Below are 26,318 nucleotides of genomic sequence, written 5' to 3' on the forward strand. Positions count from 1 at the left end.
TTATTACAATAACGATAGAATCAAGTCTAATTTAAACAAAATGAGCCCGATACAATATCGAGCTCATTATTATCAAAATTAATTATAAATTTGTCTAAACTTTTGGGTGCAGTCTAAAACGCGGCTTTTTTTATTAGAATTTCAGTTGGTATACTTCGTCCAAATCTTTATCGGAACTGATGTTAACATCTAAATCCGTAACAAAACCGGAATTAAGTCCGTAAGCCCATCCGTGTAAAGTTAAATCCTGACCGTTCTTCCAAGCAGACTGTACAATTGATGTTTTGGCTAAGTCAAAAACCTGCTCTTTTACATTTAATTCTACAAAAGTATTAAAACGCTCCATTTCATCTTCGATAGAATTTAAATAGGTGCTGTGCAAACGATATACATCTTTTATATGGCGAATCCAGTTATCAATAATTCCAATAGAATCATTCCCCATTGCTGCCTTGACACCTCCACAACCATAGTGGCCACATACCAGTACATGTTTTACTTTCAAGACATTCACGGCGTAATCCAATACGCTCAACATATTCATATCACTATGCACCACCATATTGGCAATGTTTCTATGTACAAAAACTTCTCCTGGTTTTGCTCCTACAATTTCATTTGCAGGAACTCTGCTGTCTGAACAACCTATCCATAATAATGGCGGAGTTTGACCTTTGGCAAGATCTTCAAAATAATTTGGGTCGCTCGCTAAAGAAGTTTCGACCCATTTTTTATTATTCTCTAATATTTTTTTATAAAAATCGCTCATAATTATTTTGATTGTTAATCTGATTAATTTTGAATTGTTTAGAATATACAATCAAATTCAAATATATGAAATTTTAAAATATTAATGTCTCAATTCCGCTATTGTGAAACCTAGATTTTCATCATCTTTAATGTATTGAACATCATCATAGAAAACAACTTCACCTGTTTCTATATTGTGCATAGCTCCAATTATTCCTATCTCACCATTTTCAACCATTTGCTCCAAAATAAAACTTCTTTCAATAATGTTTTTCACACTACGCTTTACGTTAATTTGAGCAACATTCTCTACAAATGAAGGGTTTTTAGCATTTCTTTCAGTTAAAGTTTCCTTTTCTTGATAAACTGCTGGTTGAATTTTTGATAACAATTCAGTAAGATTTCCCATTTCTACATGGTCACAAGCACCTTTTACAGCACCACATTTGCTATGTCCAAGGACAACAATAAGCTTAGAACCTGCTACTTTACAGGCAAACTCCATACTTCCCAGAATATCTGTATTTACAATATTACCAGCAATTCTTACCGAAAAAACATCACCTAAACCTTGATCAAAAATGAGTTCTGCAGAAGTCCTACTATCAATACAACTTAAAATTGTTGCAAAAGGCCATTGACCATCACGAGTATCATTAACTTGTTCGAGTAAATCTCTATGCGCTTTTAGATTATTTACAAATCTGTTATTTCCTTCTTTTAATATTTCTAAAGCCTTTCTTGGTGTAATTGCAGATTGCAATTCTTTATTTAATGTCTTCATTTTTTAAAACTTTTATTTATTATTTATGCTCAACAAAAACGTGTTTTCCTTCCTCTCCAGTATTCTCTAACTGGTAGGCCTTTTTAAATCCTTTAAGCTTCACTTTTATATTATTATCTACAGCTCTGGTCGTTTTAAATTCATGTATTAAATCCAAAATATCATGCGCAATATAAACCGTATCTTTTGCATCAATTATTACCTTAGAATTTTCCGGAATATTATTTAATGTCTGTTTGATTGCAGCTTTATTCAAGAAAGAAACTTCCTGAGCCAAATCAATATGAATCACATCGCCATCTGCATATTCTTCTTTTCTAAAATAATAGGCTCTCTTCAGATTTCCTTTTAAAACAAAAATAATACTGATGAAAATTCCAAGAGCAACACCTTTCAACAAATCCAAAAATACAACCGCTAATAATGTGGCAATAAAAGGCACAAATTGATACTTTCCTTTTTCCCAAAAATGCTTGAATGTTGCTGGTTTAGCCAGTTTATAACCAACTAAGATTAAGATTGCTGCTAACGTAGCCAACGGGATTTTATTCAAAATTACTGGAACGGCAAGTACACTCACTAATAGTAATGATCCATGGATAATAGTAGACATTTTAGATTTGGCTCCTGAATTACTGTTTGCTGAGGAACGCACAATTACAGATGTCAATGGTAAGCCTCCTAAAAGTGAACTCGCCATATTACCAATTCCTTGCGCTTTCAATTCCATATTAGTATCTGTATAGCGTTTTTGAACGTCCATTCTATCAGCTGCTTCAATACTTAAAAGCGTCTCAATCGAAGCTACAATAGCAATTGTAAATGCTACAACCCAAACCTTTGGATTCGTTACTCCAGATAAATTAGGCGTTACAATAATCGATTTAAATTCTTCAAAAGATGATGGAACCGGTAAAGAAACCAAATGCTCTTTTCCAATAGCCAAAGCACTTCCTGTACCAATGAAAATCTCATTCAAAATAACACCAAGAGCAACAGCAATTAGGGCTCCGGGAACTAATTTTAATTTTTTCAAAAATGGAACTTTATCCCAAGAAATCAAAATCGCCATAGATACCAATGTAATAACAATTGAGCCTATTTGGATATAATCAAAAATACTAAACAGCGCAGAAAAGGTATTACTACCATCTGATTGTGAAAATGCTTGATCACCTTCAAAATCATTATCGTAACCAAATGCGTGCGGCAATTGTTTCAGAATAATAATAATTCCAATACCCGCTAACATTCCTTCAATAACATTCGTTGGAAAATAATTAGAAATACTTCCTGCTTTGGCAAATCCTAAAATTAATTGTAACAGACCTGCAATAAAAACGGCAGTTAAAAAAATATCAAAAGTACCTAAATCTGTTATTGCAGTAAGGACAATTGCAGTCAGACCTGCAGCAGGTCCAGAGACACTTATGTTAGACGTACTTAAATAGCCTACTACTATTCCTCCGATAACTCCTGAAATAATTCCTGAAAATAAAGGAGCACCTGAAGCCATTGCAATACCTAAACACAATGGTAGCGCCACCAAGAAAACCACTAAACCAGATGCAAAATCAGATTTAAGGTTAGCAAAAAGATTGATTTTTTTTGTCATAATACCGAACTAAAAATTGAATACAAAGAACTTCTCCACATGCTGTATGTGAAAATTGATTTTAAAAAAAAAATCAAAAACTGTATTAAACTTCGTTGGGCGGGGGAATGAATATGGAAGAGGTGATATTATCGTGTTTCGATAAATTCTCAGATAAAATAGCGCTAGATGATAATCTCGATGAAATAACAACTTCAGTAGGAGATTCTAAATAAAAAAAGGTTTTGATTTCTTTGTGCGCATGCTCTTCCTCGGAAACACTATAGAAAATAGAAATATCTGCACTTTTCTCAATCACAGTAACTATTGTTGGAGTGATGAGAAAAGTGATAAATAGAATTAAAAATATTTTAGATATCATTTTCATTTGCGCAAAAATAGAATTAAGTTTATTAAATAAGCAATCGTTTTTCTAAATTTAAAAAAAAATTAACATTAAATAAAAGTGGAAAACACTAAATCCATTCCATTTTTTTTAAATTCTTATAAAATTACAAACTTTCTTCTAACCAAGCTTGCATCATCCAGATGGTCTTCTCTTGTTCTGATATAAAATCGCTCATCATGGAATTTGTTCCTTCATCATTTATTTCTCCTGTTTTGTTAAGAATCTCTCTTTCTATTTTTAACAAATGGGACAATGAAGTAACAATTAAATGCACTGCTTTTTCATCATTTGAAATGTTTTTACCTACAACTAGCTGATTATTATTTATGTAATCCTCAAAAGTATGCAGTGGTGTTCCGCCAACAGTAAGAACTCTTTCGGCAATTAAATCAATTTTCATTTGGGCATCCGTATATAACTCTTCAAATTTTACATGTAAATCAAAAAAGCGTTTCCCTCTAATATTCCAATGAATTCCTCTTAGATTTTGGTAATAAACCTGAAAATTAGACAACAAAACATTCAATTGACTAACTATTAGTTCTGATTCTTTTACCGGTAATCCTAAAATATTTGTTTTCATAATTTTTATTTTTAGCAAATTTAGATAAGAAAACAGTTCTTTACACTATAAGTTAAATTGATTGTTTTTATATTTGCATCAGATATTACTATAAAAGATGACAATCACTCAATTAAAATATGTTCTAGCTGTAGCAGAACATAAAAATTTCACTCTAGCTGCCGAAAAATGTTTTGTTACTCAACCAACATTGAGCATGCAAATTCAGAAAATAGAAGAAGAATTAAGTATTCAGATATTTGACCGAACCAAAAAACCGATTCAACTTACTGATATTGGTCAAAAAATTGTAAATCAAGCAAAAAACATCGTTAATGAGGCCGATAGGATTCAAGATATTGTAGAACAGCAAAAAGGATTTATTGGTGGTGAATTCAGATTAGGAATAATCCCAACCATTATGCCTACGCTATTGCCAATGTTCTTGAATAATTTCATAAAAAAATATCCTAAAGTAAAACTCATAATCGAAGAGTTAAATACGGAAGAAATAATAACAAAACTAAATAACGGTCATCTTGATGCCGCCATTGCCGCAACACCTCTAATGGAGGAAAAAATAAAAGAAATTGTATTGTATTACGAACCCTTTGTAGCTTACATACCAGAAAGTCATCATCATTTTCAAAAGAAAGAAATAGAAGTTTCAGATTTAAATTTAGATGAAATCTTGCTATTACAAGACGGACACTGTTTTCGAGACGGAATTTTAAATTTATGCAAAAATGTAAGTAAAAATGAAACGAGTCGTTTTCAAATTGAAAGCGGAAGTTTTGAAACCCTTATAAAATTAGCAGATGAAGGTTTAGGGACAACATTGCTTCCCTATTTACATACCTTAGATTTAAAAGAAACTGACAAATTAAAACTACGCCACTTCAAGGAACCTAAACCTGCCAGAGAAGTCAGTCTCATATTCCCTAAGAGCGAATTAAAAATACAGATAATTGATGCGCTTCGAAATACAATTGCAGGAGTTGTAAAAGGTGCTATCGTATTTCAAAATGTTCAAATTATAAGTTCACTACCTAAAAAATAAAAAAAGGAACCGTTTTGCGGTTCCTTTTTTTTATGAATTTACGATTAGTAAACATTGTTTTAATTCTGGTTTTCCAATTGTGAAATTTAATAACCATTCTCGCAATTGCTCCATTTCGTATGGTAATAATGTTTTGATGGCTTTTTCTAATTCTTTGCAAAAAAGCAATGGATCAAAACTCACTCTTTCCAAAATTGATTTTGTATAATCATACATGATTTTTGACATAGTAAACGTTGATTTTAGTTAGATTTGGATTCTAAAGTGTTGTAAAAATACATTATTTTTTATTACAACATAACTATTTAACGTAGTTTTAATTTTTTTATTTTTAATTCATGGATTTTGATTCAAAAAAAATAAATCACTGAAAACAAACCACTTAAACAATAAGTCTTAGCTTTTTCTAGCACGAAACATTTCTCTTTTCCCAGGCGGTCCGGCAAGTTTTTCAACGGTAAAGCCTACTTCAATCATACTCCTTTTTACAACGCCTCTAGCAGCATACGTAACCAGCACACCATTCGCTTTAAGCGCCTTAAACATCTTCTCAAAAATAGCGGTACTCCACAATTCAGGTTGCACTCTGTATCCAAAAGCATCAAAATAAATCAGATCAAATTGATCAATATCATCAATTTCTTCAAAAAATTGTTTTCTTTTAGTCAGTGAAAAATCATCTCTCAAATCAATTTTTTCGCCCCAATTGCTTTCGTGCATTTTATCGAAAATTGCACTTTCTTGGCTTGCATTTAATTCTGAAACATAATTCATAAGTAAAACTTCGTCTACTGAAATGGGATACGCTTCTACTCCAACATAATCAATCGATTGCTGCATTTTTTTGGACTCCAGCAAAGTGATAAAGGCATTTAAACCTGTGCCAAATCCTATTTCTAAAATAGAAACATTTCTGTTTGGAAATAATGAAAGGCCATTTTTAATAAATACATGCTGTGCTTCCTGTATGGCACCATGTTTAGAATGATAACATTCGTCCCATTCTGCTATGTGAATGGTAGTTGAACCATCAAGTGTTTGGATTATTTCTCTTTTCAAAATCGGATTTTGAGGTTATAATGGATTAAAAGCTATAATGTTTGTCCAAAATTAATCAAAATCTAATACGTTTGCCTCTGAAAAATCTATATTTATTGTATAATCAATAGAAATGGGCATGATTTTTTTGGTTTTTTTAAAATGTAAACAAATCTTAGTTAAGTGCTATAATTAATAGTTTTTTGACAAGTCTTTTGTTGATTTTTATTTAATTTTGCAAAGATTAAACTTCAACTTATAGAAATCCAGTTTTTTAAGCTCCAGTTTGTCATTTAAAAAAAAATCAAAAAACAATACATTACTATGAGTACTACTCAAACTAACAAAATTGAAACAATAAAAGCGACCTCTTCAAAAATAAATGAAGTTGATTTTTCAAACTTAAGCTTTGGTTCTGTTTTTACAGATCATCTATTTGAATGTGATTATAAAAATGGGGAATGGCAGAAACCAGTCATTAAACCCTACGCACCATTTTTGTTAGACCCGTCTACAAGAGTTTTTCATTATGGTCAAGCGATTTTTGAAGGCATGAAAGCTTATAAAGATGATAATAATGACGTTTGGCTTTTTAGACCTGATGAAAACTATAAGCGTTTTAATACGTCTGCAGTGAGAATGGCTATGCCGGAAGTTCCTGAAGAGATATTCATGAGCGGTCTGAATCAATTATTACAATTAGACGAAGCATGGATTAAAAAAGGAAAAGGAAATTCTATGTACATCAGACCATTTATGATTGCAACTGGTACTGGAGTAATTGCTAATCCTTCTGATGAATATAAATTCATGATTATATTATCGCCAGTGAGTTCTTATTATTCTGGTGATGTAAAAGTACTTATTGCGGAACATTTCAGTAGAGCTGCAAATGGAGGAATAGGAGCTGCAAAAGCTGCCGGGAATTATGCTGCTCAATTTTACCCAACTAATTTAGCAAATAAAGAAGGTTTCCAACAGGTAATTTGGACTGATGATGCAACGCATACCAAACTGGAAGAAGCGGGTACTATGAATGTATTTTTTAGAATAAATGATACATTACTAACTGCCCCAGTGAGCGAAAGAATTCTTGATGGTGTGACTAGAAAAACGCTAATTGATTTAGCGAAAAGTGAAGGTATAGATGTAGAAATTCGTTCTGTTTTAGTATCTGAGCTTGTTGAAGCTGCTAAAAACGGAACTTTGAAAGAAATTTTTGGTGCTGGAACGGCTGCTGTAGTAAGTCCAATTTCTGGATTTTCTTATCAGGATGTTTATTATGAATTGCCAAAAATTGAATTCACAATGGCTTTACAACTAAAAACTAAATTGGAAAACATTCAAAATAAACTAGAAGAAGATACTTTTGGATGGACTGTTAAAGTATAATTCTAAGGTTTTATAATATTAAAAAAAGCGATTCTCATATTGAAAATCGCTTTTTTTTATTTCTTGTAAGTAAATAAATCTTGAAACACTATTCTCCTTTCTCCAATATTTTAGAGAAATCTGGTTTAAAATAATTAGGCCCTTTCATGACTTTCCCATCTTCACGATAAATAGGTTTGCCATCTTGCCCTAACTTACTCATATTACTACGTTGAATTTCGTCAAAGACTTCTTCAATTTTATGCTGCAAACCATGTTCAATAATGGTTCCGCAAAGGATGTACATCATATCACCCAATGCATCCGCAATTTCTATCAAATCATTGTTTTGAACTGCTTCAAGATATTCTTCGTTTTCCTCTTTCATTAAGTTGTAACGAAGCGTGTGTTTACTTTCCCCTAAATTAGCTGTAGGAATTTCACTGTGCCCAATTTTAAAAGCCGTATGAAATTCTTTAACTGAGTTTATCTGTTTTTGCATCTTTTTATTTTGTTAAATGAAAAGGCAAATTAGCAACTATTTCTAAACTATTACCTAAATTTGCCGGAAATAATTTAAACTATGTTTAGTCAAGGTCAATTAGTGTTTGCAGGCTTATTTTTTGTTGCATTTGTTATTGCTGCAATTTATGCCTATCGAAAAGATTTAAAAATCCATAAAGAGTTTTATAAGGGGAATTACAAGATTCTAATAGGATTTGTAATTTTTATTGGAATTTTATTTTTAATAAAAGTATTTTTCAAACGTTAGTTTTTTCAAACCAAGCAAATGATGTCCACTATTTAGTGGACTTTTTTATTTAATTTAAAATACTAAACAACAAATACTTAATAAATAAAACCACTATCCTTATTTAGTTTTTTATTCGAAAAAAAATCCGTTGAAAACAATCGAAAATTGTAAATCCTGCTTTAAATTCAAACCAAAACAAACAGACAAACATCCCTTGTTTAGAAAATAATCCATATTTATTTAACACTTTCGATGACTTGTAAATAAAATCTTTAACTTTACAAAAATTAACAAACCTGTATATTATGAGGATTTTAAAATACTTATTTCTTTTACTATTGCTAAGTTTTGTGGCGCTATCCATTTTTGTGGCAACTCAAAAAGGAGATTTTACCGTAGAAAGAAGTCAAATCATAAATTCTCCAAAATCAACCGTATTTAATTTTGTTAATGATTATAGAAACTGGGAAGATTTTAGTTCCTGGATTGTTGAAGATCCTGAAATGCAAATTACCTATCCTAAAAAAACAATTGGCCCCGGAGCGTCCTTTTCATGGGAAGGAAAAGAAGGTAATGGTGATATGTTGACCCTTTTTGTAAAAGAAAATGACAGTATTTCTCAAAAAATGAATTATGATGGAACTTCATCATCTGTTTTTTGGAGTTTTAAGGATACTATCGGCGGAACAAAAGTAACATGGAAAACTACTGGAAAAATGAGTTTCACCATGAAAGTTTATACCGCTTTTAATGGAGGTATAAATAAAATTATAGGGAAAACATATGAAAAGAGTTTAGCCAACTTAGACAAAACTCTTGATTTTGAAATTAATACTTATGCCGTAAAAGTAAACGGATTGGTAAAAAAACTTGGAACTTTTTATTTGAGACAAACCTTTACCAGTGAAATTTCAAAAGTCATTAAAAATGCTCAAATCGTATTCCCAAAAATGATTACTTTTTGCGAACAAAATAATATCGAACTAAACGGAAAACCATTTATAATTTATCATACTTATGATCCCGTAAAAGGATTGACTAAATTATCCTTTTGTGTACCTATAAAAACCCAAATCTTAACGAGTTCAGGAAGTGATATTTTAACCGGAAAACTAGAACCATTCGAAGCCATTAAAACTACTTTAACTGGAGATTATTCGCATACGAAAAAAGCTTTGGATAAAGCAAAAACACACATTAACACCAATCGAATTGTTCTTGACCCTACATTTTCTCATTTAGAGAATTTCACCATCAGCAAAACAGAAATTAAAAACCCTTCAAAATGGGTTACAGAAATTTACTATCCAATAAAACCCAAAGTAATTCCTGCAACAACTTTTACTCCTGCTGCTGTCAAGAAAGAAGAGGCCGTAAAAACGCCAGCACCAGTAATAAATAAAGAAGAAGAACAATCTGAATTTTAATCTTTTTTAAATAGATTAAACCTTTTTGATAAATTCTATTCTAACTCTTAAATAATCGCTTTGCAAGAAGAACAGGAATTTATAAATCAATTGTTAAACTCTAAAACGCAAAATCAAGCGTTTCAGCAGTTATTACAGGATTATCAAAGACCGTTATACAATCATATTCGTAACATCGTTTTGAATCACGATGATGCTGATGATGTATTGCAAAATACTATTATAAAAATATTTCAAAATCTGAAAAATTTCAAAGGAGAAAGTAAACTTTTTTCATGGATGTATCGCATAGCAACTAATGAATCCTTGACATTTTTGAAACAAAAATCAAAAACGAGTGGCATTTCATCAGAAACTTTACAAAACAAAACTATTGATAATCTGGAAGCCGACGTGTTTTTTGACGGAAATGAAATTCAAATAAAATTACAAAAAGCGATTGCATTATTGCCTGAAAAGCAACAATTGGTTTTTAAAATGAAATATTTTCAAGAACTGAAATACGAAGAAATCTCAGAAATTCTGGGAACCACTGTTGGTGGATTAAAGGCATCTTATCATCTTGCCGTAAAAAAAATTGAAGCTTTTGTTTCGACAAATTAAACCTTTTAGCTGTAACACTGTCTAAAGCATATTATGAAAACATTTAAATTAGAGAACGAACCTAAAATTGAAACTGGATTTAAAACTCCAGACCATTATTTTGAAAATTTTTCAATCAAAATGATGGAGCAATTACCTAAAAACGAGCCGAAAGTAATTTCTATTTTCCAAAAAAGAAAAACTTTAATTATGATGGCAGCAGCAATTTTAGTACTTGCTTTGATGATTCCAATTTTAAGTCCTTCTTCGACAAACACAAAAGAATTAGACGCTGTGGCTTTAGAAAATTACATTACATATCAATCTAATGTAAACCAATATGACTTGATAAGTGTACTAGAAACTGAAGATATTAATAACATAAAAACCGGTATTGTTTTAGGAGATGATGCGATTGAAGATCATTTGTCAACAAATTCAAACTTAGAAAATCTTATTTTAGAATAAACTAGACTGTAAAGCTTTCATTCAAAGCTATAATTAAATAAATACGAAATGAACATAAAAAAATTATTACCAATACTATTACTATTCGTTTCTTTTAACTTTTACGCTCAAGGCGAAAGTATGAAAGAGAAAAAAGAACAAATAAAAGCTTTAAAAGTAGCTTTTTTTACGACTGAATTAGACTTAACAACTAATGAAGCCGAAAGATTCTGGCCAATATATAATACATTTGATGACAAACAGTTTGAACTGAGACATCAAAAAATGAAAACGTATATGAGAAGAATGAATGATGGCTCGCTGGATAAAATAACTGAAAAAGAAGCAAATACCTTTTTGGCCCAAATTGAAGATACTGAAGAAGAGTTATTTTTATTACGAAAAAAATTCATGCAAAATGTGAGAACAATTTTACCAGCCGTAAAAATAGTTAAACTAAAAAAAGCTGAAGAAGATTTCAATAGAAAATTGCTACAACAATACCGTAACAAAGGTCAAAAAAAATAATCTTTTTTATTTTTATTAGTTCAAAAAAAACACCCTAAACTCTGATTATATTAGACTTAGGGTGTTTTTCATTATTTAAAACTGATGCGAATCATTTTATTTTGTCCCGCTGCAATTGCTGTGTGGTTATCTATAAACCTTATTGTATTAAGAGTAGAATCGGTAGAAAATTGTTTCCATGAAGTACCACCATCCGAGGAATAGTATATTCCTGAGAAACCAACTGTTACCAGCCCTTTACCGTTACTTTCAGGAACATATTGCACACAAGAAGCATATCCAAAACCTTGATTTTCTGCTATTAGCTTCCATATTTTTCCACCATCAGCAGTGATTGCTTTATTAGAAAAATTTTGATTTCGCACTTCATAATCTCCTCCGGCAACAAATCCAATTTGAGCATCATAAAAATCTGCCGTAAAAATTCCGGTCATTGATTTCCCCTGAACTATTGGAGTATCATACACTTTCCATGAATTTCCTTTGTCAGGAGAATAAAAAACTCTAGATTTTTTTCCACCGGAAACAATCCAAGTATGATTTCCTTTGATTATAATATTAGTGTTGCTTGCCGCAAAAGCTGCTTCTCCGTCCATCACTTTTGGTAATTTATCTGACGAAACTTTACTCCATGAATTTCCGCCATCACGAGTAATAATTACGTTCAGACAATCAGCAATTGGGTCTCCCATCGCTATCCCTTCTTTATTATTCCAAAACTGCATACTATCAAAAAACACTTTCTCGTGATTTTCCTGATACACTAATTTTGTTTCTTTTCCGTCTTTTGAAATTTGATATAACAAAGCTGGATTTCCAACATTTAGAATAAAAATATGTTTTTTTGTTTTGGCATTACTTCTAAACTCAAGCTTCAAGGAATCTTTGATAATCTTGCTTTCAAATTTTTGCTTATTATCCAAATTAAAAAAACCAAATCTCCCTTTATCAGCTGCAAACCAAATTTTATTTGCATCAATTAAAACAGCCCTGATACTTATTTTATCCTGAAATAATGTATCTACCACAATAGACTTAAATTCAGTATTAGCATCATTTTTTATAGCAAAATCAGCTGTTTTACAGGATATCAAAACAGTTGAAATCAATAGAATCAAAAAAGAAGTTCTCATTTTTTTATACATTTTAGGGCTAATTTACAATTAATAATAAGAATAGTAAACAAGGTTTAAATTAATTGGCACAGTAATTGGATAATCAAAAATAAGGATAAACTTAATTCAATTAATTATGAAAACGAAACTACTACTATTGAGTTTATTGACTACTGTTTTCGCAACTCAAATACAGGCGCAAGATAGAACATCAGTAAATGCAATGAATGATGAAATCAGTGACAATCTTGATCTGAGAGCTGTTGCTTCTATTTTTGGTGACTCTAGAAATCTACAAGATTTTGAAAGACGCCTGAATGACCCCGAACTACAAATATCAAATTTAGATTTGAATAATGACAATGAAGTTGATTATTTGAGAGTTATTGAAACTGTCGAAAATCGGACTCACGTAATCATCATTCAATCTGTTATAGATAGAGACGTATATCAAGATGTTGCTACAATTGACGTTGAAAAAGACAGAAATAACAACATTCACGTTCAAGTTGTAGGAGATGTATACATGTATGGTCAAAATTATATTTATGAGCCTGTATATTATAGTACTCCACTAATTTATGCTTCATTCTGGTCTGCTAATTACCGTCCTTATTACTCTACATGGTATTGGGGATATTATCCTTCCTATTATTATGCATGGAATCCATTTCCAATATTCAGATATAGAAATAACATCAACATTAGCTTGAACATTAACAATAATTACAATTATGTTAATTACAGAAGAAGTGAGCGCGCAATTGTTCTACACAGCTCTAGACGTTCAAATGGTTATGAAAGACAACACCCGAATTATTCCTTCTCCAGAAGAAATGCTAATGTAACTAACCGTTACGAATTAGATCAAAGAAGAGGTTCTAGAAACGAAGTTGGTTACTCTAACAGAAGAACAGGAAATCAAAGAGATTATTCTCAAAACAGAACTGGTTCATCAAGAGAAACAACTCCACAAAGGTCAGGTTCATCAAGAGATTATTCTCAAAATAGAACTGGTTCATCAAGAGAAACAACTCCACAAAGGTCAGGTTCATCAAGAGATTATTCTCAAAATAGAACTAATCCTTCGAGAGAAGTAGGTCCACAAAGAGGAAATTCTCAAAGAGATTACTCTCAAAACAGAACTAGTCCTTCAACTCAGGCAGCGCCACAAAGAGGAAATTCTCAAAGAGATTACTCTCAAAATAGAACTAATCCTTCGAGAGAAGTAGGTCCACAAAGAGGAAATTCTCAAAGAGATTATTCTCAAAACAGAACTAATCCTTCTAGTCAAGCAGCGCCACAAAGAGGGAATTCTCAAAGAGACTATTCTGAAAACAGAACTAGTCCTTCTACTCAGGCAGCGCCACAAAGAGGAAATTCTCAAAGAGATTACTCTCAAAACAGAACTAGTCCTTCTACTCAGGCTGCGCCACAAAGAGCAGAGTCACAAAACAGAGGTAATTCTTCGAGACAAGAAGCTCCACAAAGAGCAGAATCTCAAAGCAGAGGTAATTCCTCAAGAGAATCAGCACCACAAAGAAGTGAATCTCAAAGAGGAAATTCTTCAAGAGAGAACAATAGAAGATCTTAAAAAACTTCAATAGAAAACTTTAAAAACACGGCTCATAACGCCGTGTTTTTTTTTATTATATAAAAAGCGTTAATTTATTTTAAAAGTGTAAATTTGACCAGTTTTTTAAAAATTTTTCATGAGCACTTCACACAAAGACCTCCATAGTAAATGGACATTAGGTGGATTATTAATTTCATTAGGAATAATTTACGGTGATATTGGAACTTCACCATTATACGTAATGAAAGCCATACTTGGGGATCATGTTATTAATGCTGATATTGTTTTAGGCGGAATTTCATGTGTTTTTTGGACACTTACTTTACAAACCACTATAAAATATGTCATCATTACGCTAAGTGCTGACAATCATGGAGAGGGTGGAATTTTTGCTTTATACGCTTTAGTCAAAAAGACAAAAATCCAATGGCTAATAGTCCCCGCAATAATCGGTGGAAGTGCATTACTCGCTGATGGAATTATCACTCCTCCTATCTCAGTATCATCCGCAGTTGAGGGAATCAGAACCTATTACCCTGAAATTAATACAATCCCAATTGTTATAGGCATCCTATTTGTGCTTTTTACCATTCAACAATTTGGAACCAAATTAGTCGGTAAATTTTTTGCACCAATGATGATGATTTGGTTTGCAATGCTTGCAGTTCTTGGAATCTCACAAATTTCTCAAAATACCGAGGTTTTAAAAGCCATCAATCCGTATTACGCATATCATTTATTGACCATTCATCCAGAAGGCTTTTTTGTTTTAGGCTTTGTATTCCTTTGTACTACCGGTGCTGAAGCATTGTACTCAGATATGGGACATTGCGGACGAAAAAACATAAGAATCAGTTGGATTTTTGTAAAAATCGCTTTAGTACTTAATTATTTTGGTCAAGCCGCTTATTTAACACACCACGAAGGAGAAACATTGCAAAGTTTGGGTGGAAAAAACGGAAATCCTTTTTATCTAATAATGCCAGACTGGTTTCAACCTATAGGAATTGTAATAGCTACGCTTGCTGCTGTAATTGCTTCACAAGCATTAATCAGTGGATCTTTTACATTGATAAATGAGGCGATGCGATTGAATTTTTGGCCAAAAGTAAAAATCAAATATCCTACTGAATTAAAAGGGCAATTGTACATTCCGTCGATAAACTGGTTATTGTTTTTTGGTTGTGTCGGAATCGTATTGCACTTTGAAGAATCCAGTAATATGGAGCATGCTTATGGTTTAGCAATCATCTTATGCATGATAATGACCACTATTTTACTTAATTTTTATTTGATAATGAAAAGAGTAAAATTATATTTCATTGTACCACTGATTACCATTTACTTAATAATCGAATTTAGTTTTCTGGCAGCAAATATCACTAAATTCGCTGATGGTGGTTATGTAACGCTTTTTATAGCTATTGCATTGATATCAGTAATGACTATTTGGTATTTGGCTAAGAAAATCAACAAGAGTTACACTAAAATTGTTAAAATTGAAGATTACAAAAAAGTACTTGTTGAATTAAGTGCTGATTTATCAATCCCAAAATACGCCACCCATTTAGTGTATATGACTAATGCCGGAAGAGTGGATGAGATAGAAGAAAAAGTGATGTATTCTATTTTACAAAAAAGACCTAAAAGAGCTGATATTTATTGGTTTGTCCATGTGAATATATTGACTGAACCCTATAAAACAGAATATAAAGTAACCGAAATTGTTAAAGATGATTTGTATCGTGTAGACTTTAATTTAGGATTTAGAGAACCTACAAAAATTAACTTGATGTTTAAGGAAGTGATCAAGGATATGGTTCAAAAAGGAGAAATGGATATTACCAGCAGATACGAATCTTTGAATAAAAATAACATCATAGGTGATTTCAAATTTGTTTTATCCGAAAAATTCCTTTCTAATGATAGTGACTTAAGATGGCATGAAAAAATAATTATGAACTCTTATTTCTTAATAAAAAAATTAAGTTTATCAGAGGAAAGAGCATTTGGTTTGGACAGTAGTTCCGTAAAAATAGAGAAATTCCCAATGGTACTTCATGCACCTGAAAAGATAGGTTTGACAAGAATTAAATAATTATACCATATAATTAAAGTACAGTGCCAAAAACTGTGCTTTAATTATCTTTTCTTCATTAATTACTGTTAATTTATTCTAAAATAGTAACTTTGAAAAGTTTTTTAAAAATTTTTCATGAGCACATCGCATAAAAACATACACAGTCAACTTTCTGCTGCTGGTTTATTGATTACTTTAGGAATAATTTATGGCGATATTGGTACTTCACCATTATATGTAATGAAATCCATTATTGGAGAACATGCCATAAACAGTCAATTAATATTAGGTGGTTTGTCGTGTATATTGTGGACATTGACTTTACAAACTACATTAAAGTATGTAATCATTACACTTAATGCGGACAATCATGGTGAAGGTGGAATTTTCTCGTTATATTCTCTAGTCAAAAAAACTAAAATACAATGGCTAATTGTCCCTGCCATTATTGGGGGAAGTTTATTATTAGCCGAAGGTATCATAACACCTCCTATTTCCGTTTCTTCAGCAGTTGAGGGATTGCACATTTTTAAACCAGATATCCCAACAATCCCAATTGTAATCGCGATACTTTTCATACTGTTCAGTATTCAACAATTTGGAGCTAAGCTGGTAAGTAAGTTTTTTTCGCCTACTATGTTAGTATGGTTTTCTATGCTTGGAATTTTAGGATGCATCCAAATTTTTAAAAATGTTGAAATCTTCAAAGCCATTAATCCGTATTATGGCTATAAATTATTAACCTCAGATAAAGGTGGCGAAGGATTTCTAATTCTGGGAGCGGTATTCTTATGTACAACTGGAGCAGAAGCATTGTACTCGGATATGGGACATTGTGGACGACGTAACATCAGAGTGAGTTGGATTTTTGTAAAAACTACTTTAATCCTTAATTATTTTGGACAAGGAGCATTTTTACTGATGCACGAAGGAAAAACATTAGCACAATTAGGAAGTTCCAATCACAATCCGTTTTATTTAATCATGGCCGATTGGTTTCAACCCATTGGAATTGTAATTGCCACATTTGCGGCAATTATTGCTTCGCAAGCCTTAATAAGCGGCTCATTTACATTGATTAATGAAGCCATGCGTTTGAATTTTTGGCCAAAAGTAAGAATCAACTACCCAACAGACGTAAAAGGACAATTATACATTCCTTCTATAAACTGGCTGCTTTTTGTAGGATGCGTTGGGATCATTTTATATTTCAAGGAATCTAAATATATGGAGCATGCCTATGGCCTATCCATAATTTTAGGAATGATGATGACCACAACACTATTAAATTATTATTTGATAATGAAAAGGGTCAAATGGTATTTTATGACGCCATTAATTACATTATACGCTACCATAGAAATTGGCTTTTTGTATGCTAATGTCTCTAAATTTATGGAAGGTGGCTATGTAACTTTATTTGTGGCAATATTCATGATTTTTATAATGAGTACTTGGTTTTTAGCCAAGAAAATCAGTAAAAATTACACGCAAATTGTTAAAATTGACGATTATATAAAAGTACTTGGTGAGTTGAGTCATGATGAAACAATTCCTAAATATGCGACGCATTTAGTGTACATGACAAACGCAACCCGATCCGATGAAATCGAGGAAAAAGTAATGTACTCCATACTTCGAAAAAGACCAAAAAGAGCTGATATCTACTGGTTTATACACGTAAATGTATTAAACGAACCTTATAAAAAAGAATACCGAGTAACAGAAATCCTGAAAGACGATCTATATAGAGTTGATTTTTACTTGGGCTTTAGAGAACCAACCAAAATAAACTTAATGTTCAAAGAAGTAATAAAGGACATGGTTAGCAAAGGCGAAATGGATATTTCCAGCCGTTACGAATCCTTAAATAAGAACAATATTATAGGTGATTTTAAATTTGTTTTATCCGAAAAGTTTCTTTCTAATGACAGCGATTTAACTTTCTTTGAAAAAATTGTAATGAACACTTATTTCGTTTTGAAAAAATTCAGTTTATCCGAAGGAAAAGCTTTTGGTTTAGACAATAGCTCCGTAAAAGTGGAACAATTTCCTATGGTCCTTCACCCACCTGAAATTATCAATATGAAAAGAATAGAAAAGTCTAATCCTAATATGTAATTTCCAGTATTTTCTTTTCCTTAAATCTCATTTCAAAAAAGTTTTTTTCTTTATCAGAAAAAGACTTTTTTGTTTTTATGTATTGCACAACTATTTCCAAGCAACACTGTTATAAACTCCTAAACCACAAATACAAAAACTCACATAAAAAAAACCTACCTTTGCACCTCAATTATTCAAAATGAGATTACACAGAAATTTAGTTTACACAACAATAGATGCATTAAACGCCATTTTTAACGAAGGTGAATATGCTGATAAAGTGGTAGCAAGATCCTTAAAAAAAGACAAACGTTGGGGAAGCTCTGACAGAAAGTTTGTTGCCGAAACCATCTACGAAATTGTACGTTGGAAAAGATTATACGCAGAAATAGCCGAAGTAAAAGAACCTTTTGACAGAGACAATCTTTGGAGAATGTTTTCTGTTTGGGCAGTATTAAGAGGCTATCCTATTCCGGATTGGCGTCAGCTGGAAGGAACTCCTGAAAGAAAAATAAAAGGACGTTTTGACGAACTTTCAAAAGTGAGAGCTTTAAAAGAATCTATTCCGGACTGGATGGATGAATTGGGAGTTAAAGAATTAGGCGAGAAAGTTTGGGCAACTGAAATAGCAGCTCAAAACCAACCGGCAAGAGTAATTTTAAGGGTAAATACACTTAAGACTACAAGAGAAGCGCTACGTGCTATTTTGATGGATTTAAACATTGAAACTGAAACATTAAAGAATCAACCTGACGCTTTAGTATTAAAAGAAAGAGCCAATGTTTTCTTGACTGATGCTTTCAAACAAGGTTTCTTTGAAGTGCAAGATGCCAACTCACAATTAGTGGCTGCTTTCCTTGATGTAAAACCAGGAATGCGTGTTGTTGATACGTGTGCAGGCGCAGGTGGAAAAACACTTCACATTGCTTCTTTGATGGAAAACAAAGGGCAATTAATCGCTATGGATTTGTATGAAAGCAAATTGAAGCAATTAAAAATTAGAGCCAAAAGAGACGGTGCTTTCAATATTGAATACCGCATTATTGACTCAACAAAAATCATCAAAAAACTACACGAAAAAGCAGACCGTGTTTTAATTGATGCGCCATGTAGCGGTTTAGGAGTTCTAAAAAGAAACCCAGATGCGAAGTGGAAATTGAAACCGGAATTTATCGATAACATCCGTAAAGTACAATCGGAAGTTTTAGAAAGCTATTCTAAAATTGTAAAACCGGGAGGGAAATTAGTGTACGCTACTTGTTCTATATTACCATCTGAAAATCAAGAACAGGTAAAACGCTTTTTGACAACTGACATTGGTAAACAATTCAATTTTATTAAAGACCAAAAAATCTTGGCTTCAGAGTCTGGTTTTGATGGATTTTATATGGCTTTGTTAGAACGAAAAGAAGCTGTAGAAAAAGCTGAAAAACCTGCAAAAGCTATTAAAACTGAAGAATCTTAAGGTTTCAAACCATAAATATAATTCACAAAAAAGTCCTCGAAAATCGAGGACTTTTTTTATATGATTATTTTTTTTAGCACAATGTTTTTTTCAAACTTTAAACCTTAAACTAAAAACTTTAAACTTTTTGATTAATCATTCATTGAAATTAAAAACTCTTCATTATTCTTCGTTTTCTTGAAACGGTCATTAATGAAATCCATTGCTTCCACCGGGTTCATATCCGAAAGGTATTTTCTCATAATCCACATGCGTTGCAATGTTTTTTGGTCTAATAACATATCGTCACGTCTTGTACTTGAAGAAGTCAAATCGATAGCCGGGAAAATACGTTTGTTAGCAATTTTTCTGTCCAATTGCAATTCCATATTTCCTGTACCTTTAAATTCTTCGAAAATAACTTCGTCCATTTTTGAACCAGTTTCAGTCAATGCGGTAGCTATAATACTTAATGAACCTCCATTTTCTACATTACGGGCAGCACCAAAGAAACGTTTCGGTTTTTGCAATGCATTTGCATCCACACCACCACTTAATACTTTACCTGAAGCAGGCTGAACCGTATTATATGCTCTGGCCAAACGTGTAATGGAATCCAATAGAATCACTACATCGTGACCACATTCAACTAATCGTTTTGCTTTTTCAAGAACGATATTTGCAATTTTCACATGCTCTTGCGGTTCTCTGTCAAATGTTGAAGCAATTACTTCACCACGCACACTGCGTTGCATATCCGTAACCTCTTCCGGACGCTCATCAATCAATAAAACAATCAAATACACTTCAGGATGATTTGCCGCTATTGCATTGGCAATTTCCTTAAGCAACATCGTTTTACCCGTTTTAGGTTGTGCCACAATCATTCCACGTTGTCCTTTTCCTATTGGTGAAAACAAATCAATAATTCTTGTTGAAATCGTGCTTTGTTTTTCGGCCAATTTAAATTTTTCTGATGGAAAAACAGGTGTCAAGTGTTCGAATGAAACTCTATCACGAACCACTTGAGGATCGTGTCCGTTTATTTTTAAAACTCTAACTAATGGAAAAAATTTCTCTCCTTCTTTTGGTGGGCGAACCACACCTTTCACTGTATCTCCGGTTTTAAGACCGAACAATCTGATTTGTGAAGTCGATAAATAAATATCATCTGGCGAAGCCAAATAGTTGTAATCAGAAGAACGCAAGAAACCATAACCGTCCGGCATCATTTCTAGAACGCCTTCACTTTCTATAATTCCATCAAATTCAAAATCAGAAGCAGCAAAATTGCTTTTCTTATTTTTAAAATTTGGATTTTGATTTCCATTTCCATTCCCGTTTTGATTTGGGTTTTGGTTCGGATTCTGATTTGGATTCTGCTTATGTAATTGGTTTGGATTTATCTTTTTTACTGGAGCAACAGGAGCTTCTGTTTTCTCTTCAGTTGCTGTATCAGCAACTATCACATTCTCAGTGCTTGCTTCTTTTACTTCTTCTTTATCCTTTTTTAAAGCAATTTTCTTCTCGTAAGCTGATTTATTAAATTTAATAATTTTACCTACTTTTTTCTCATTCCCTTCAGATTCTGGCTTTGGAGCCGAATCTTCTTCTTTTGAAACAACTTCAATTGGAAGATTATTTTCAACTGGAGTATTTATTTCAGCTGCAACTTCTTCTTTTTCAAAAAGAGAATTTGGTACCGCTTTTTGAATTGCCGCTTTTTTTACAGGAACTATTCTAACTCTTTTAGGTTTATCGTCATCAAGGTTATTTTCTTTTTTTGTATCTGATGCTGAATCAACATTTACCACTTGATGCTCTAATATTTGACTAATTAATGTCTCTTTTTTTACACCGTTAAATTTTATGGTTTTAGCTAATTTAGCTATTTCTTGAAGCTCAGAAAGCTTCATTTCTTTTAATGCAGAAATATCAAACATGAATGTTCTATGAGTTTAATTAATTTTTGGAAAAAATGTAAAAGATAGGTAGTGAACTTTATTTTGAATCAACCGCAGTATGAAGTGCTTACGGTATTATGATGCAATAATACGAATAAAATTTAATCAGACAATAGTATTTATTAAAAAGAAAATATATTTTTGTAAAAGATATTTAACAAATGATACAAAGAATTCAGACCATATATTTACTACTTGCTTTTGTTGTTACAGGCATCTTACTATTTTTTATTCCGTTATGGACAATGAAAGATGGAAAAGACTTTTATTTCATGCAAAGCCAAGTATATACCATAATACTGGGATTGAGTACTACACTGACTTTGTTAAGTATTGTTTCCTATAAAAAAAGACAAAATCAATTTGTTATTGGCAGATTGAATATCATATTAAATTTGATTTTATTAGGATTGTTTGTATATCGTTCACTAAATCTATCTGGAGAAACACCTGCTGTTTCAGAGAAAGGTATTGGGATGTTTCTACCTGTAGTTGCTATCGTGTTATTAGTCTTGGCTAATAAAGCTATCAAAAAGGATGAAGATCTTGTAAAATCTGTGGACAGATTGAGGTAAACCTATAAACTTTAGTTTATTAGTGCGAAGAGAACCCGAATGTAACAATTCGGGTTTTTTTGTGTCTAATCTTTTTTATTTGGATTAAAAAAAGAATAAAAATCTTATAAAATGATATTCTCCTATTTTTTTTATAAATTTGAAAATAGTAATTACGATATGTTACAAAAAATTAGAATTCACCTTGCTGATGACCATCAAATACTTATTGATGGCATTCGTACGTTGCTACATACCCTTCCTGATTTTGAAGTAGTTGGATTCTCTCTCAATGGAGACACCATTTTCAATGAGGTTACCGAAAATAAAGCCGACATTCTTATTTTAGATATTAATATGCCTAAAAAAGATGGAATCGAAGTCATTAAGGAATTTGCCGAAAAAGGATTTCCCTGTAAAATTATTGTTTTATCCAGTTATGATGATTTAAGAATAATAAAGGAAGTAATGAAACTGGGCAGTAGTGGTTATTTGACAAAAAAATGTGCCGGTGAAAACATTGTTGAAGCAATTCAGGCAGTATCCAGAGGCGAAGAATATTTTTGTAAATCAGTACGGGAAAAAATATTTAGTACCGTTACAAAAGACAATGTGAAATTAATTAAAAATGAGTCTGCCGTAAGTTCTATTTTAACGGATCGTGAGTTAGAAATTATCACCTTAATATCACTTGAATACAGCGGTAAAGAAATTAGTGACCAACTGTTTATCAGTGTGAATACTGTTGAAACTCACCGTAAAAATATAATGAAAAAACTGGACGCAAAAAACTCTATAAGTCTGGTTAAATATGCCATTAAAAACAAATTAATTAAATCCTGATTTGTCAATAACAAATGCGATTTACTTTTAATTAAAAACAACCATAAACAGAAAAATTAAATTATCTATGCCGTACAAACAAATTGTTATAGTATTGATTTTACTACTTAATTTCTCTGGAATTACTGTTTTTGCACATAAAAAATTACCCCAAAAGAAAGAAGTTACACAACTTGCAAAAGAAGCCAATGAGCTTATGAAAGCGGGTGATTTTGAAAAATCATTAGTAAAATCAAGACATGCCCTAACACATGCTATTGCTTTAAAAGACGACAATCTAATTGCTGCAACCTACAACACAATTGCTGCAAATTTTGACCAATTATCTGAATATGAAAAAGCTTTTTTTTATTACAATAAAGGATTAATCTACGCCAATAAAACAAATAATGATGTTTTAAAAAACTGGTTAAATAATAACTTGGGAAACATTTATTGCTTTGACAAAAAACAATATGAAAAAGGAATTTACTACTACAAAAAATCGTTGCAATACAGCACAAAAATTCATGATTCAGCTCAAATAGTTTTTACTAAACTTAATATTACCTGGGCGTATTTTGACATTGGACGCTATGAAGAGGGACTTCCCTATTTAAAATACATCAATAAACACCACAAAAAACATGGTGATGAATCAACCATTGTTGCACTGAACATGCTAAATGGAATGTATCATAGCTACAAAAATGACACTCAAAAAGCGGCTTTTTTTTTTCAGAATGCCATCAGATTAGGAAATGAAGGAAATGAAAAATCAGACTTGTCGTATTCACATCATGAGTTTTCTAAATTTTTATTAAAAAATGGAGATTATGAAAATGCATATAAGAATTTGGCACTTTACAATGACCTTACTGTTAAATTAAATAACGAGGAAAAGCTCAACAAAGCAAATGTTGCCGGAATAAATCTTGAGATTGATGAGTATAAAAGAGAAATCGACAAAATAGGAAACGAGTACAAAACCAAAGAATATTTACTTATACAAGAGCAATCCAGAAACAAAAAAATTGTAATTGTAATAATTGTCCTTTTATTATTTTTCTTTTTCCTTTTTTACATTTTCTCAGAAAACTCAAAGCTTAAGCAAAAAAACAGAATTAAAGACATACAAAGTCAACTGCAACAAAATACAATCAACGCATCTATCAACGGACAAGAATTAGAACGAAAAAAAATTGCTTCGTTTTTACATGATAACATCAGCGCCTTATTATCCTCCGCAGGATTACACCTCAATGCATTTACCTCTCAAAACCATACTAATGCCGAAGAAATTATAAAAACTAAAGCCATATTAGAAGAAGCACACGATCAAATAAGGGATTTATCCCATGAATTGATGCCGACACTTTTAGCGCGATTTGGTTTATTTTACGCATTAGAAGATTTATGCGAGAAAAATTCAAACTCCGTAATTCAATTTAATTACTCTATTGTTGTACCAACAAAAACACGTTACAATGAGGATTTTGAAATGAAAATGTATTTTATAATAATGGAACTACTCAACAATATCATAAAACACAGTCTTGCCACTCAGGCTAACCTGACTATTCAAGAAAACAATAAATCACTTCAAATCAAAATCGAGGATAACGGTCGAGGATTTGACTCCGATAAATTTTATATCCTGGAAGGTTTTGGAATCAACCAGATTAAAGCCCGAATAAATAATCTAAAAGGAACTATCACAATACATTCAAAGATTGATTCCGGAACAACTGTGGCTATTGAAGTGCCTATTTCCTATCAGAAAAAAACAACTACACCAGTTTTTCCATCTCAATAATTTCCATATCCTTGATTTTATCTCCCTCAATCACAAAACGCAACATAGTGCGCACTTGGTGAAAGCCACTTTTTCCGGCTGCTCCGGGATTCATGTGCAATAAATTATGTTTTTTATCAAAAATGACTTTCAGGATGTGCGAATGTCCACAAATAAATAATTTTGGAGGATTCGATTCCATCTCTGCTTTAATATTGGGATTGTATTTCCCTGGATACCCGCCAATATGCGTAATCCAAACATCGACTCCTTCACACATAAAACGATTGTGCAACGGAAATTCTAATCGAGCTTTTGCATCGTCAATATTACCATAGACACAACGCAACGGTTTTAGCTTTTTAATCGCATCGGTTACAGCCAAATCACCTATATCGCCCGCATGCCACACTTCGTCAGCCTGAGCTACATATTTCAAAATCGTATCATCAATGTGACTGTGCGTATCAGAAAGGAGTAGTATTTTTTTCATATTTATGGTATCATTACGAGGTACGAAGGAATCTGGAGCTAGTTCCTGCTATCCGTTACAATCTTTATTGTTTTTGGCAGCAAAAACAATAAAGGATTTTCACTTCTATCAGGGCTAGGATTTTGTGGTAAAAATAAACATTCGAATTCCAAATAAAAAATCAAATTGAAACTTAACAAACTTTGCGCCTTAGCGACTTCGTGGCAAAAAAATTAATAAGTATCTTTGTGGCTTCAAAAAAATTCACTTGAGATATTTCATCAAATTAGCATACAACGGAACCCATTATCACGGCTGGCAATACCAACCCAATGCTGCTTCCGTTCAGGAAACGATGAACAAAGCGTTTTCGGTGCTATTGAATACAACTATCAATCTTATGGGAGCCGGAAGAACGGATACCGGCGTTCACGCCAAAGAAATGTATGCTCATTTTGATTTTGAAACCCCATTTGATATTCCAAGTTTAGTGCATAAACTCAACTCTTATCTTCCTAAAGATATTGTGATTTATACTATTATTCCGGTTCATGATGAAGCGCACACCCGTTTTGATGCTACAAAAAGAACCTATGAATATCATATCAATACGTTCAAAGATGTTTTCTCGCAAGAGCAAAGTTGGTATTTCCATCAAAAGCTAGATATCGATTTGATGAATGAAGCGTCACAGCTACTATTCAATCATACTGATTTTCAATGTTTTTCAAAAGTGAATACAGATGTAAACACATTTGACTGTACAATTTTTGAAGCCTATTGGACTCGAGGCACAACCGAACAAGAAAACGGGAACTTAATTTTTACCATTTCGGCCAATCGTTTTTTACGCAATATGGTGCGTGCCATTGTAGGAACATTGGTAAACATAGGGTTACACAAGATTACACTGGCAGATTTTACTGCCATTATAGAAAGTAAAAACCGAGATAAAGCTGGTTTTTCGGTTCCGGCGCATGGTTTGTATTTAACCAAAATAGAATACGATTACATTACGCAATAGCCCTGATAGTCCCGAGGTTTCGGGAGAAATCCTTTTTATCCTGAACTTGTTTCAGGATCCTGA

26 protein-coding genes are annotated in these 26,318 nt (G+C 32.2%); 15 read left to right on the top strand and 11 right to left on the bottom strand.

Features of this window, described 5'->3' with window-relative positions; genetic code table 11:
* Positions 1-133 precede the first annotated feature (133 nt).
* The 5 genes from can to QLS31_RS14675 form a co-directional block, all read right to left on the bottom strand.
* Entirely contained in the window at positions 134-769 is a 636-nt protein-coding gene (can, locus tag QLS31_RS14655) for a carbonate dehydratase (RefSeq protein WP_282744467.1), read from the bottom strand.
* 81 nt (positions 770-850) lie between these two features.
* On the bottom strand, positions 851-1,534 hold the full coding sequence (locus QLS31_RS14660) for a carbonic anhydrase family protein (protein WP_099714866.1): 684 nt from the start codon (positions 1,532-1,534) through the stop codon (positions 851-853).
* A gap of 19 nt (positions 1,535-1,553) precedes the next feature.
* On the bottom strand, positions 1,554-3,149 hold the full coding sequence (locus QLS31_RS14665) for a SulP family inorganic anion transporter (RefSeq protein ID WP_282744468.1): 1,596 nt from the start codon (positions 3,147-3,149) through the stop codon (positions 1,554-1,556).
* An 85-nt stretch (positions 3,150-3,234) separates the two neighbouring features.
* Entirely contained in the window at positions 3,235-3,510 is a 276-nt protein-coding gene (locus QLS31_RS14670; RefSeq protein ID WP_282744469.1) for a hypothetical protein, read from the bottom strand.
* A 130-nt stretch (positions 3,511-3,640) separates the two neighbouring features.
* A complete protein-coding gene (locus QLS31_RS14675; RefSeq protein WP_282744470.1) occupies positions 3,641-4,120 on the bottom strand; it encodes a Dps family protein in 480 nt (159 codons plus the stop codon).
* A 97-nt stretch (positions 4,121-4,217) separates the two neighbouring features.
* Between QLS31_RS14675 and QLS31_RS14680 the strand changes: the two genes are divergently transcribed.
* Positions 4,218-5,159: a LysR substrate-binding domain-containing protein gene (locus tag QLS31_RS14680; RefSeq protein WP_282744471.1), complete on the top strand. Its 942-nt coding sequence runs from the start codon at positions 4,218-4,220 to the stop codon at positions 5,157-5,159.
* A gap of 30 nt (positions 5,160-5,189) precedes the next feature.
* Here the strand turns inward: QLS31_RS14680 and QLS31_RS14685 are convergent, their stop codons facing one another.
* Positions 5,190-5,387, bottom strand: coding sequence for a hypothetical protein (locus tag QLS31_RS14685; RefSeq protein ID WP_099716298.1), 198 nt, complete (start codon positions 5,385-5,387; stop codon positions 5,190-5,192).
* A 168-nt stretch (positions 5,388-5,555) separates the two neighbouring features.
* Complete coding sequence (gene mnmD, locus QLS31_RS14690; RefSeq protein WP_282744472.1) at positions 5,556-6,218, bottom strand: tRNA (5-methylaminomethyl-2-thiouridine)(34)-methyltransferase MnmD; 663 nt, start codon at positions 6,216-6,218, stop codon at positions 5,556-5,558.
* Between the two features lie 303 nt (positions 6,219-6,521).
* Here mnmD and QLS31_RS14695 point away from each other — a divergent pair, with 303 nt between their 5' ends.
* A complete protein-coding gene (locus tag QLS31_RS14695; protein ID WP_282744474.1) occupies positions 6,522-7,589 on the top strand; it encodes a branched-chain amino acid aminotransferase in 1,068 nt (355 codons plus the stop codon).
* 88 nt (positions 7,590-7,677) lie between these two features.
* On the opposite strand, the gene QLS31_RS14700 is transcribed toward QLS31_RS14695, so the two are convergent.
* Positions 7,678-8,070 carry a nucleoside triphosphate pyrophosphohydrolase family protein gene (locus tag QLS31_RS14700; protein ID WP_099714859.1) on the bottom strand — a complete coding sequence of 131 codons (393 nt, stop codon included), beginning with the start codon at positions 8,068-8,070 and terminating at the stop codon, positions 7,678-7,680.
* A gap of 81 nt (positions 8,071-8,151) precedes the next feature.
* On the opposite strand from QLS31_RS14700, the gene QLS31_RS14705 reads away from it, so the two are divergent.
* The 5 genes from QLS31_RS14705 (at position 8,152) to QLS31_RS14725 (ending at position 11,306) form a co-directional block, all read left to right on the top strand.
* Positions 8,152-8,340: a hypothetical protein gene (locus QLS31_RS14705; protein ID WP_099714858.1), complete on the top strand. Its 189-nt coding sequence runs from the start codon at positions 8,152-8,154 to the stop codon at positions 8,338-8,340.
* Between the two features lie 287 nt (positions 8,341-8,627).
* On the top strand, positions 8,628-9,749 hold the full coding sequence (locus QLS31_RS14710; protein ID WP_282744475.1) for an SRPBCC family protein: 1,122 nt from the start codon (positions 8,628-8,630) through the stop codon (positions 9,747-9,749).
* 60 nt (positions 9,750-9,809) lie between these two features.
* Positions 9,810-10,352, top strand: a complete 543-nt coding sequence (locus tag QLS31_RS14715; RefSeq protein WP_282744476.1) for a sigma-70 family RNA polymerase sigma factor — start codon at positions 9,810-9,812, stop codon at positions 10,350-10,352.
* Positions 10,353-10,385: 33 nt separating this feature from the next.
* Complete coding sequence (locus QLS31_RS14720) at positions 10,386-10,799, top strand: hypothetical protein (RefSeq protein ID WP_282744477.1); 414 nt, start codon at positions 10,386-10,388, stop codon at positions 10,797-10,799.
* A 48-nt stretch (positions 10,800-10,847) separates the two neighbouring features.
* Positions 10,848-11,306 carry a sensor of ECF-type sigma factor gene (locus tag QLS31_RS14725; RefSeq protein ID WP_099714854.1) on the top strand — a complete coding sequence of 153 codons (459 nt, stop codon included), beginning with the start codon at positions 10,848-10,850 and terminating at the stop codon, positions 11,304-11,306.
* A 71-nt stretch (positions 11,307-11,377) separates the two neighbouring features.
* On the opposite strand, the gene QLS31_RS14730 is transcribed toward QLS31_RS14725, so the two are convergent.
* Positions 11,378-12,439 (bottom strand): oxidoreductase, encoded by a 1,062-nt coding sequence (locus QLS31_RS14730; RefSeq protein ID WP_282744478.1) that lies wholly within the window; start codon positions 12,437-12,439, stop codon positions 11,378-11,380.
* A gap of 118 nt (positions 12,440-12,557) precedes the next feature.
* On the opposite strand from QLS31_RS14730, the gene QLS31_RS14735 reads away from it, so the two are divergent.
* The 4 genes from QLS31_RS14735 (at position 12,558) to QLS31_RS14750 (ending at position 19,645) form a co-directional block, all read left to right on the top strand.
* The gene (locus QLS31_RS14735) at positions 12,558-14,015 is read left to right on the top strand and encodes a hypothetical protein (protein WP_282744479.1); all 1,458 of its coding nucleotides are present in this window, start codon (positions 12,558-12,560) and stop codon (positions 14,013-14,015) included.
* Between the two features lie 118 nt (positions 14,016-14,133).
* Entirely contained in the window at positions 14,134-16,095 is a 1,962-nt protein-coding gene (locus QLS31_RS14740) for a KUP/HAK/KT family potassium transporter (RefSeq protein ID WP_099714851.1), read from the top strand.
* 117 nt (positions 16,096-16,212) lie between these two features.
* Positions 16,213-18,198: a KUP/HAK/KT family potassium transporter gene (locus QLS31_RS14745; RefSeq protein ID WP_099714850.1), complete on the top strand. Its 1,986-nt coding sequence runs from the start codon at positions 16,213-16,215 to the stop codon at positions 18,196-18,198.
* Positions 18,199-18,379: 181 nt separating this feature from the next.
* On the top strand, positions 18,380-19,645 hold the full coding sequence (locus tag QLS31_RS14750; RefSeq protein WP_099714849.1) for a methyltransferase domain-containing protein: 1,266 nt from the start codon (positions 18,380-18,382) through the stop codon (positions 19,643-19,645).
* 131 nt (positions 19,646-19,776) lie between these two features.
* On the opposite strand, the gene rho is transcribed toward QLS31_RS14750, so the two are convergent.
* Positions 19,777-21,567, bottom strand: a complete 1,791-nt coding sequence (rho, locus tag QLS31_RS14755; protein WP_282744480.1) for a transcription termination factor Rho — start codon at positions 21,565-21,567, stop codon at positions 19,777-19,779.
* A gap of 182 nt (positions 21,568-21,749) precedes the next feature.
* Here rho and QLS31_RS14760 point away from each other — a divergent pair, with 182 nt between their 5' ends.
* The 3 genes from QLS31_RS14760 (at position 21,750) to QLS31_RS14770 (ending at position 24,780) form a co-directional block, all read left to right on the top strand.
* Positions 21,750-22,163 carry a DUF4293 domain-containing protein gene (locus QLS31_RS14760; RefSeq protein WP_099714847.1) on the top strand — a complete coding sequence of 138 codons (414 nt, stop codon included), beginning with the start codon at positions 21,750-21,752 and terminating at the stop codon, positions 22,161-22,163.
* A 159-nt stretch (positions 22,164-22,322) separates the two neighbouring features.
* Entirely contained in the window at positions 22,323-22,985 is a 663-nt protein-coding gene (locus QLS31_RS14765) for a response regulator transcription factor (RefSeq protein WP_099714846.1), read from the top strand.
* Positions 22,986-23,052: 67 nt separating this feature from the next.
* Positions 23,053-24,780, top strand: coding sequence for an ATP-binding protein (locus tag QLS31_RS14770; RefSeq protein WP_282744481.1), 1,728 nt, complete (start codon positions 23,053-23,055; stop codon positions 24,778-24,780).
* Here QLS31_RS14770 and QLS31_RS14775 read toward each other — a convergent pair.
* On the bottom strand, positions 24,755-25,252 hold the full coding sequence (locus tag QLS31_RS14775) for a metallophosphoesterase family protein (RefSeq protein WP_282744482.1): 498 nt from the start codon (positions 25,250-25,252) through the stop codon (positions 24,755-24,757). The two genes, QLS31_RS14770 and QLS31_RS14775, sit on opposite strands and share 26 nt — an antisense overlap.
* A gap of 247 nt (positions 25,253-25,499) precedes the next feature.
* On the opposite strand from QLS31_RS14775, the gene truA reads away from it, so the two are divergent.
* Positions 25,500-26,255, top strand: a complete 756-nt coding sequence (gene truA, locus QLS31_RS14780) for a tRNA pseudouridine(38-40) synthase TruA (RefSeq protein ID WP_282744483.1) — start codon at positions 25,500-25,502, stop codon at positions 26,253-26,255.
* Positions 26,256-26,318 lie beyond the last annotated feature (63 nt).

Origin of the sequence: Flavobacterium sp. XS2P24, assembly GCF_030010285.1 — a bacterium.
Taxonomy (GTDB): domain Bacteria; phylum Bacteroidota; class Bacteroidia; order Flavobacteriales; family Flavobacteriaceae; genus Flavobacterium; species Flavobacterium algoritolerans.

Excerpts from the sequence above, each read along its gene's own strand:
- can (WP_282744467.1), bottom strand. The coding sequence starts at position 769 with ATGAGCGATTTTTATAAAAAAATATTAGAGAATAATAAAAAATGGGTC.
- QLS31_RS14660 (WP_099714866.1), bottom strand. The coding sequence starts at position 1,534 with ATGAAGACATTAAATAAAGAATTGCAATCTGCAATTACACCAAGAAAG.
- QLS31_RS14665 (WP_282744468.1), bottom strand. The coding sequence starts at position 3,149 with ATGACAAAAAAAATCAATCTTTTTGCTAACCTTAAATCTGATTTTGCA.
- QLS31_RS14670 (WP_282744469.1), bottom strand. The coding sequence starts at position 3,510 with ATGATATCTAAAATATTTTTAATTCTATTTATCACTTTTCTCATCACT.
- QLS31_RS14675 (WP_282744470.1), bottom strand. The coding sequence starts at position 4,120 with ATGAAAACAAATATTTTAGGATTACCGGTAAAAGAATCAGAACTAATA.
- QLS31_RS14680 (WP_282744471.1), top strand. The coding sequence starts at position 4,218 with ATGACAATCACTCAATTAAAATATGTTCTAGCTGTAGCAGAACATAAA.
- QLS31_RS14685 (WP_099716298.1), bottom strand. The coding sequence starts at position 5,387 with ATGTCAAAAATCATGTATGATTATACAAAATCAATTTTGGAAAGAGTG.
- QLS31_RS14695 (WP_282744474.1), top strand. The coding sequence starts at position 6,522 with ATGAGTACTACTCAAACTAACAAAATTGAAACAATAAAAGCGACCTCT.
- QLS31_RS14700 (WP_099714859.1), bottom strand. The coding sequence starts at position 8,070 with ATGCAAAAACAGATAAACTCAGTTAAAGAATTTCATACGGCTTTTAAA.
- QLS31_RS14705 (WP_099714858.1), top strand. The coding sequence starts at position 8,152 with ATGTTTAGTCAAGGTCAATTAGTGTTTGCAGGCTTATTTTTTGTTGCA.
- QLS31_RS14710 (WP_282744475.1), top strand. The coding sequence starts at position 8,628 with ATGAGGATTTTAAAATACTTATTTCTTTTACTATTGCTAAGTTTTGTG.
- QLS31_RS14720 (WP_282744477.1), top strand. The coding sequence starts at position 10,386 with ATGAAAACATTTAAATTAGAGAACGAACCTAAAATTGAAACTGGATTT.
- QLS31_RS14725 (WP_099714854.1), top strand. The coding sequence starts at position 10,848 with ATGAACATAAAAAAATTATTACCAATACTATTACTATTCGTTTCTTTT.
- QLS31_RS14730 (WP_282744478.1), bottom strand. The coding sequence starts at position 12,439 with ATGAGAACTTCTTTTTTGATTCTATTGATTTCAACTGTTTTGATATCC.
- QLS31_RS14735 (WP_282744479.1), top strand. The coding sequence starts at position 12,558 with ATGAAAACGAAACTACTACTATTGAGTTTATTGACTACTGTTTTCGCA.
- QLS31_RS14740 (WP_099714851.1), top strand. The coding sequence starts at position 14,134 with ATGAGCACTTCACACAAAGACCTCCATAGTAAATGGACATTAGGTGGA.
- QLS31_RS14745 (WP_099714850.1), top strand. The coding sequence starts at position 16,213 with ATGAGCACATCGCATAAAAACATACACAGTCAACTTTCTGCTGCTGGT.
- QLS31_RS14750 (WP_099714849.1), top strand. The coding sequence starts at position 18,380 with ATGAGATTACACAGAAATTTAGTTTACACAACAATAGATGCATTAAAC.
- rho (WP_282744480.1), bottom strand. The coding sequence starts at position 21,567 with ATGTTTGATATTTCTGCATTAAAAGAAATGAAGCTTTCTGAGCTTCAA.
- QLS31_RS14760 (WP_099714847.1), top strand. The coding sequence starts at position 21,750 with ATGATACAAAGAATTCAGACCATATATTTACTACTTGCTTTTGTTGTT.
- QLS31_RS14765 (WP_099714846.1), top strand. The coding sequence starts at position 22,323 with ATGTTACAAAAAATTAGAATTCACCTTGCTGATGACCATCAAATACTT.
- QLS31_RS14770 (WP_282744481.1), top strand. The coding sequence starts at position 23,053 with ATGCCGTACAAACAAATTGTTATAGTATTGATTTTACTACTTAATTTC.
- QLS31_RS14775 (WP_282744482.1), bottom strand. The coding sequence starts at position 25,252 with ATGAAAAAAATACTACTCCTTTCTGATACGCACAGTCACATTGATGAT.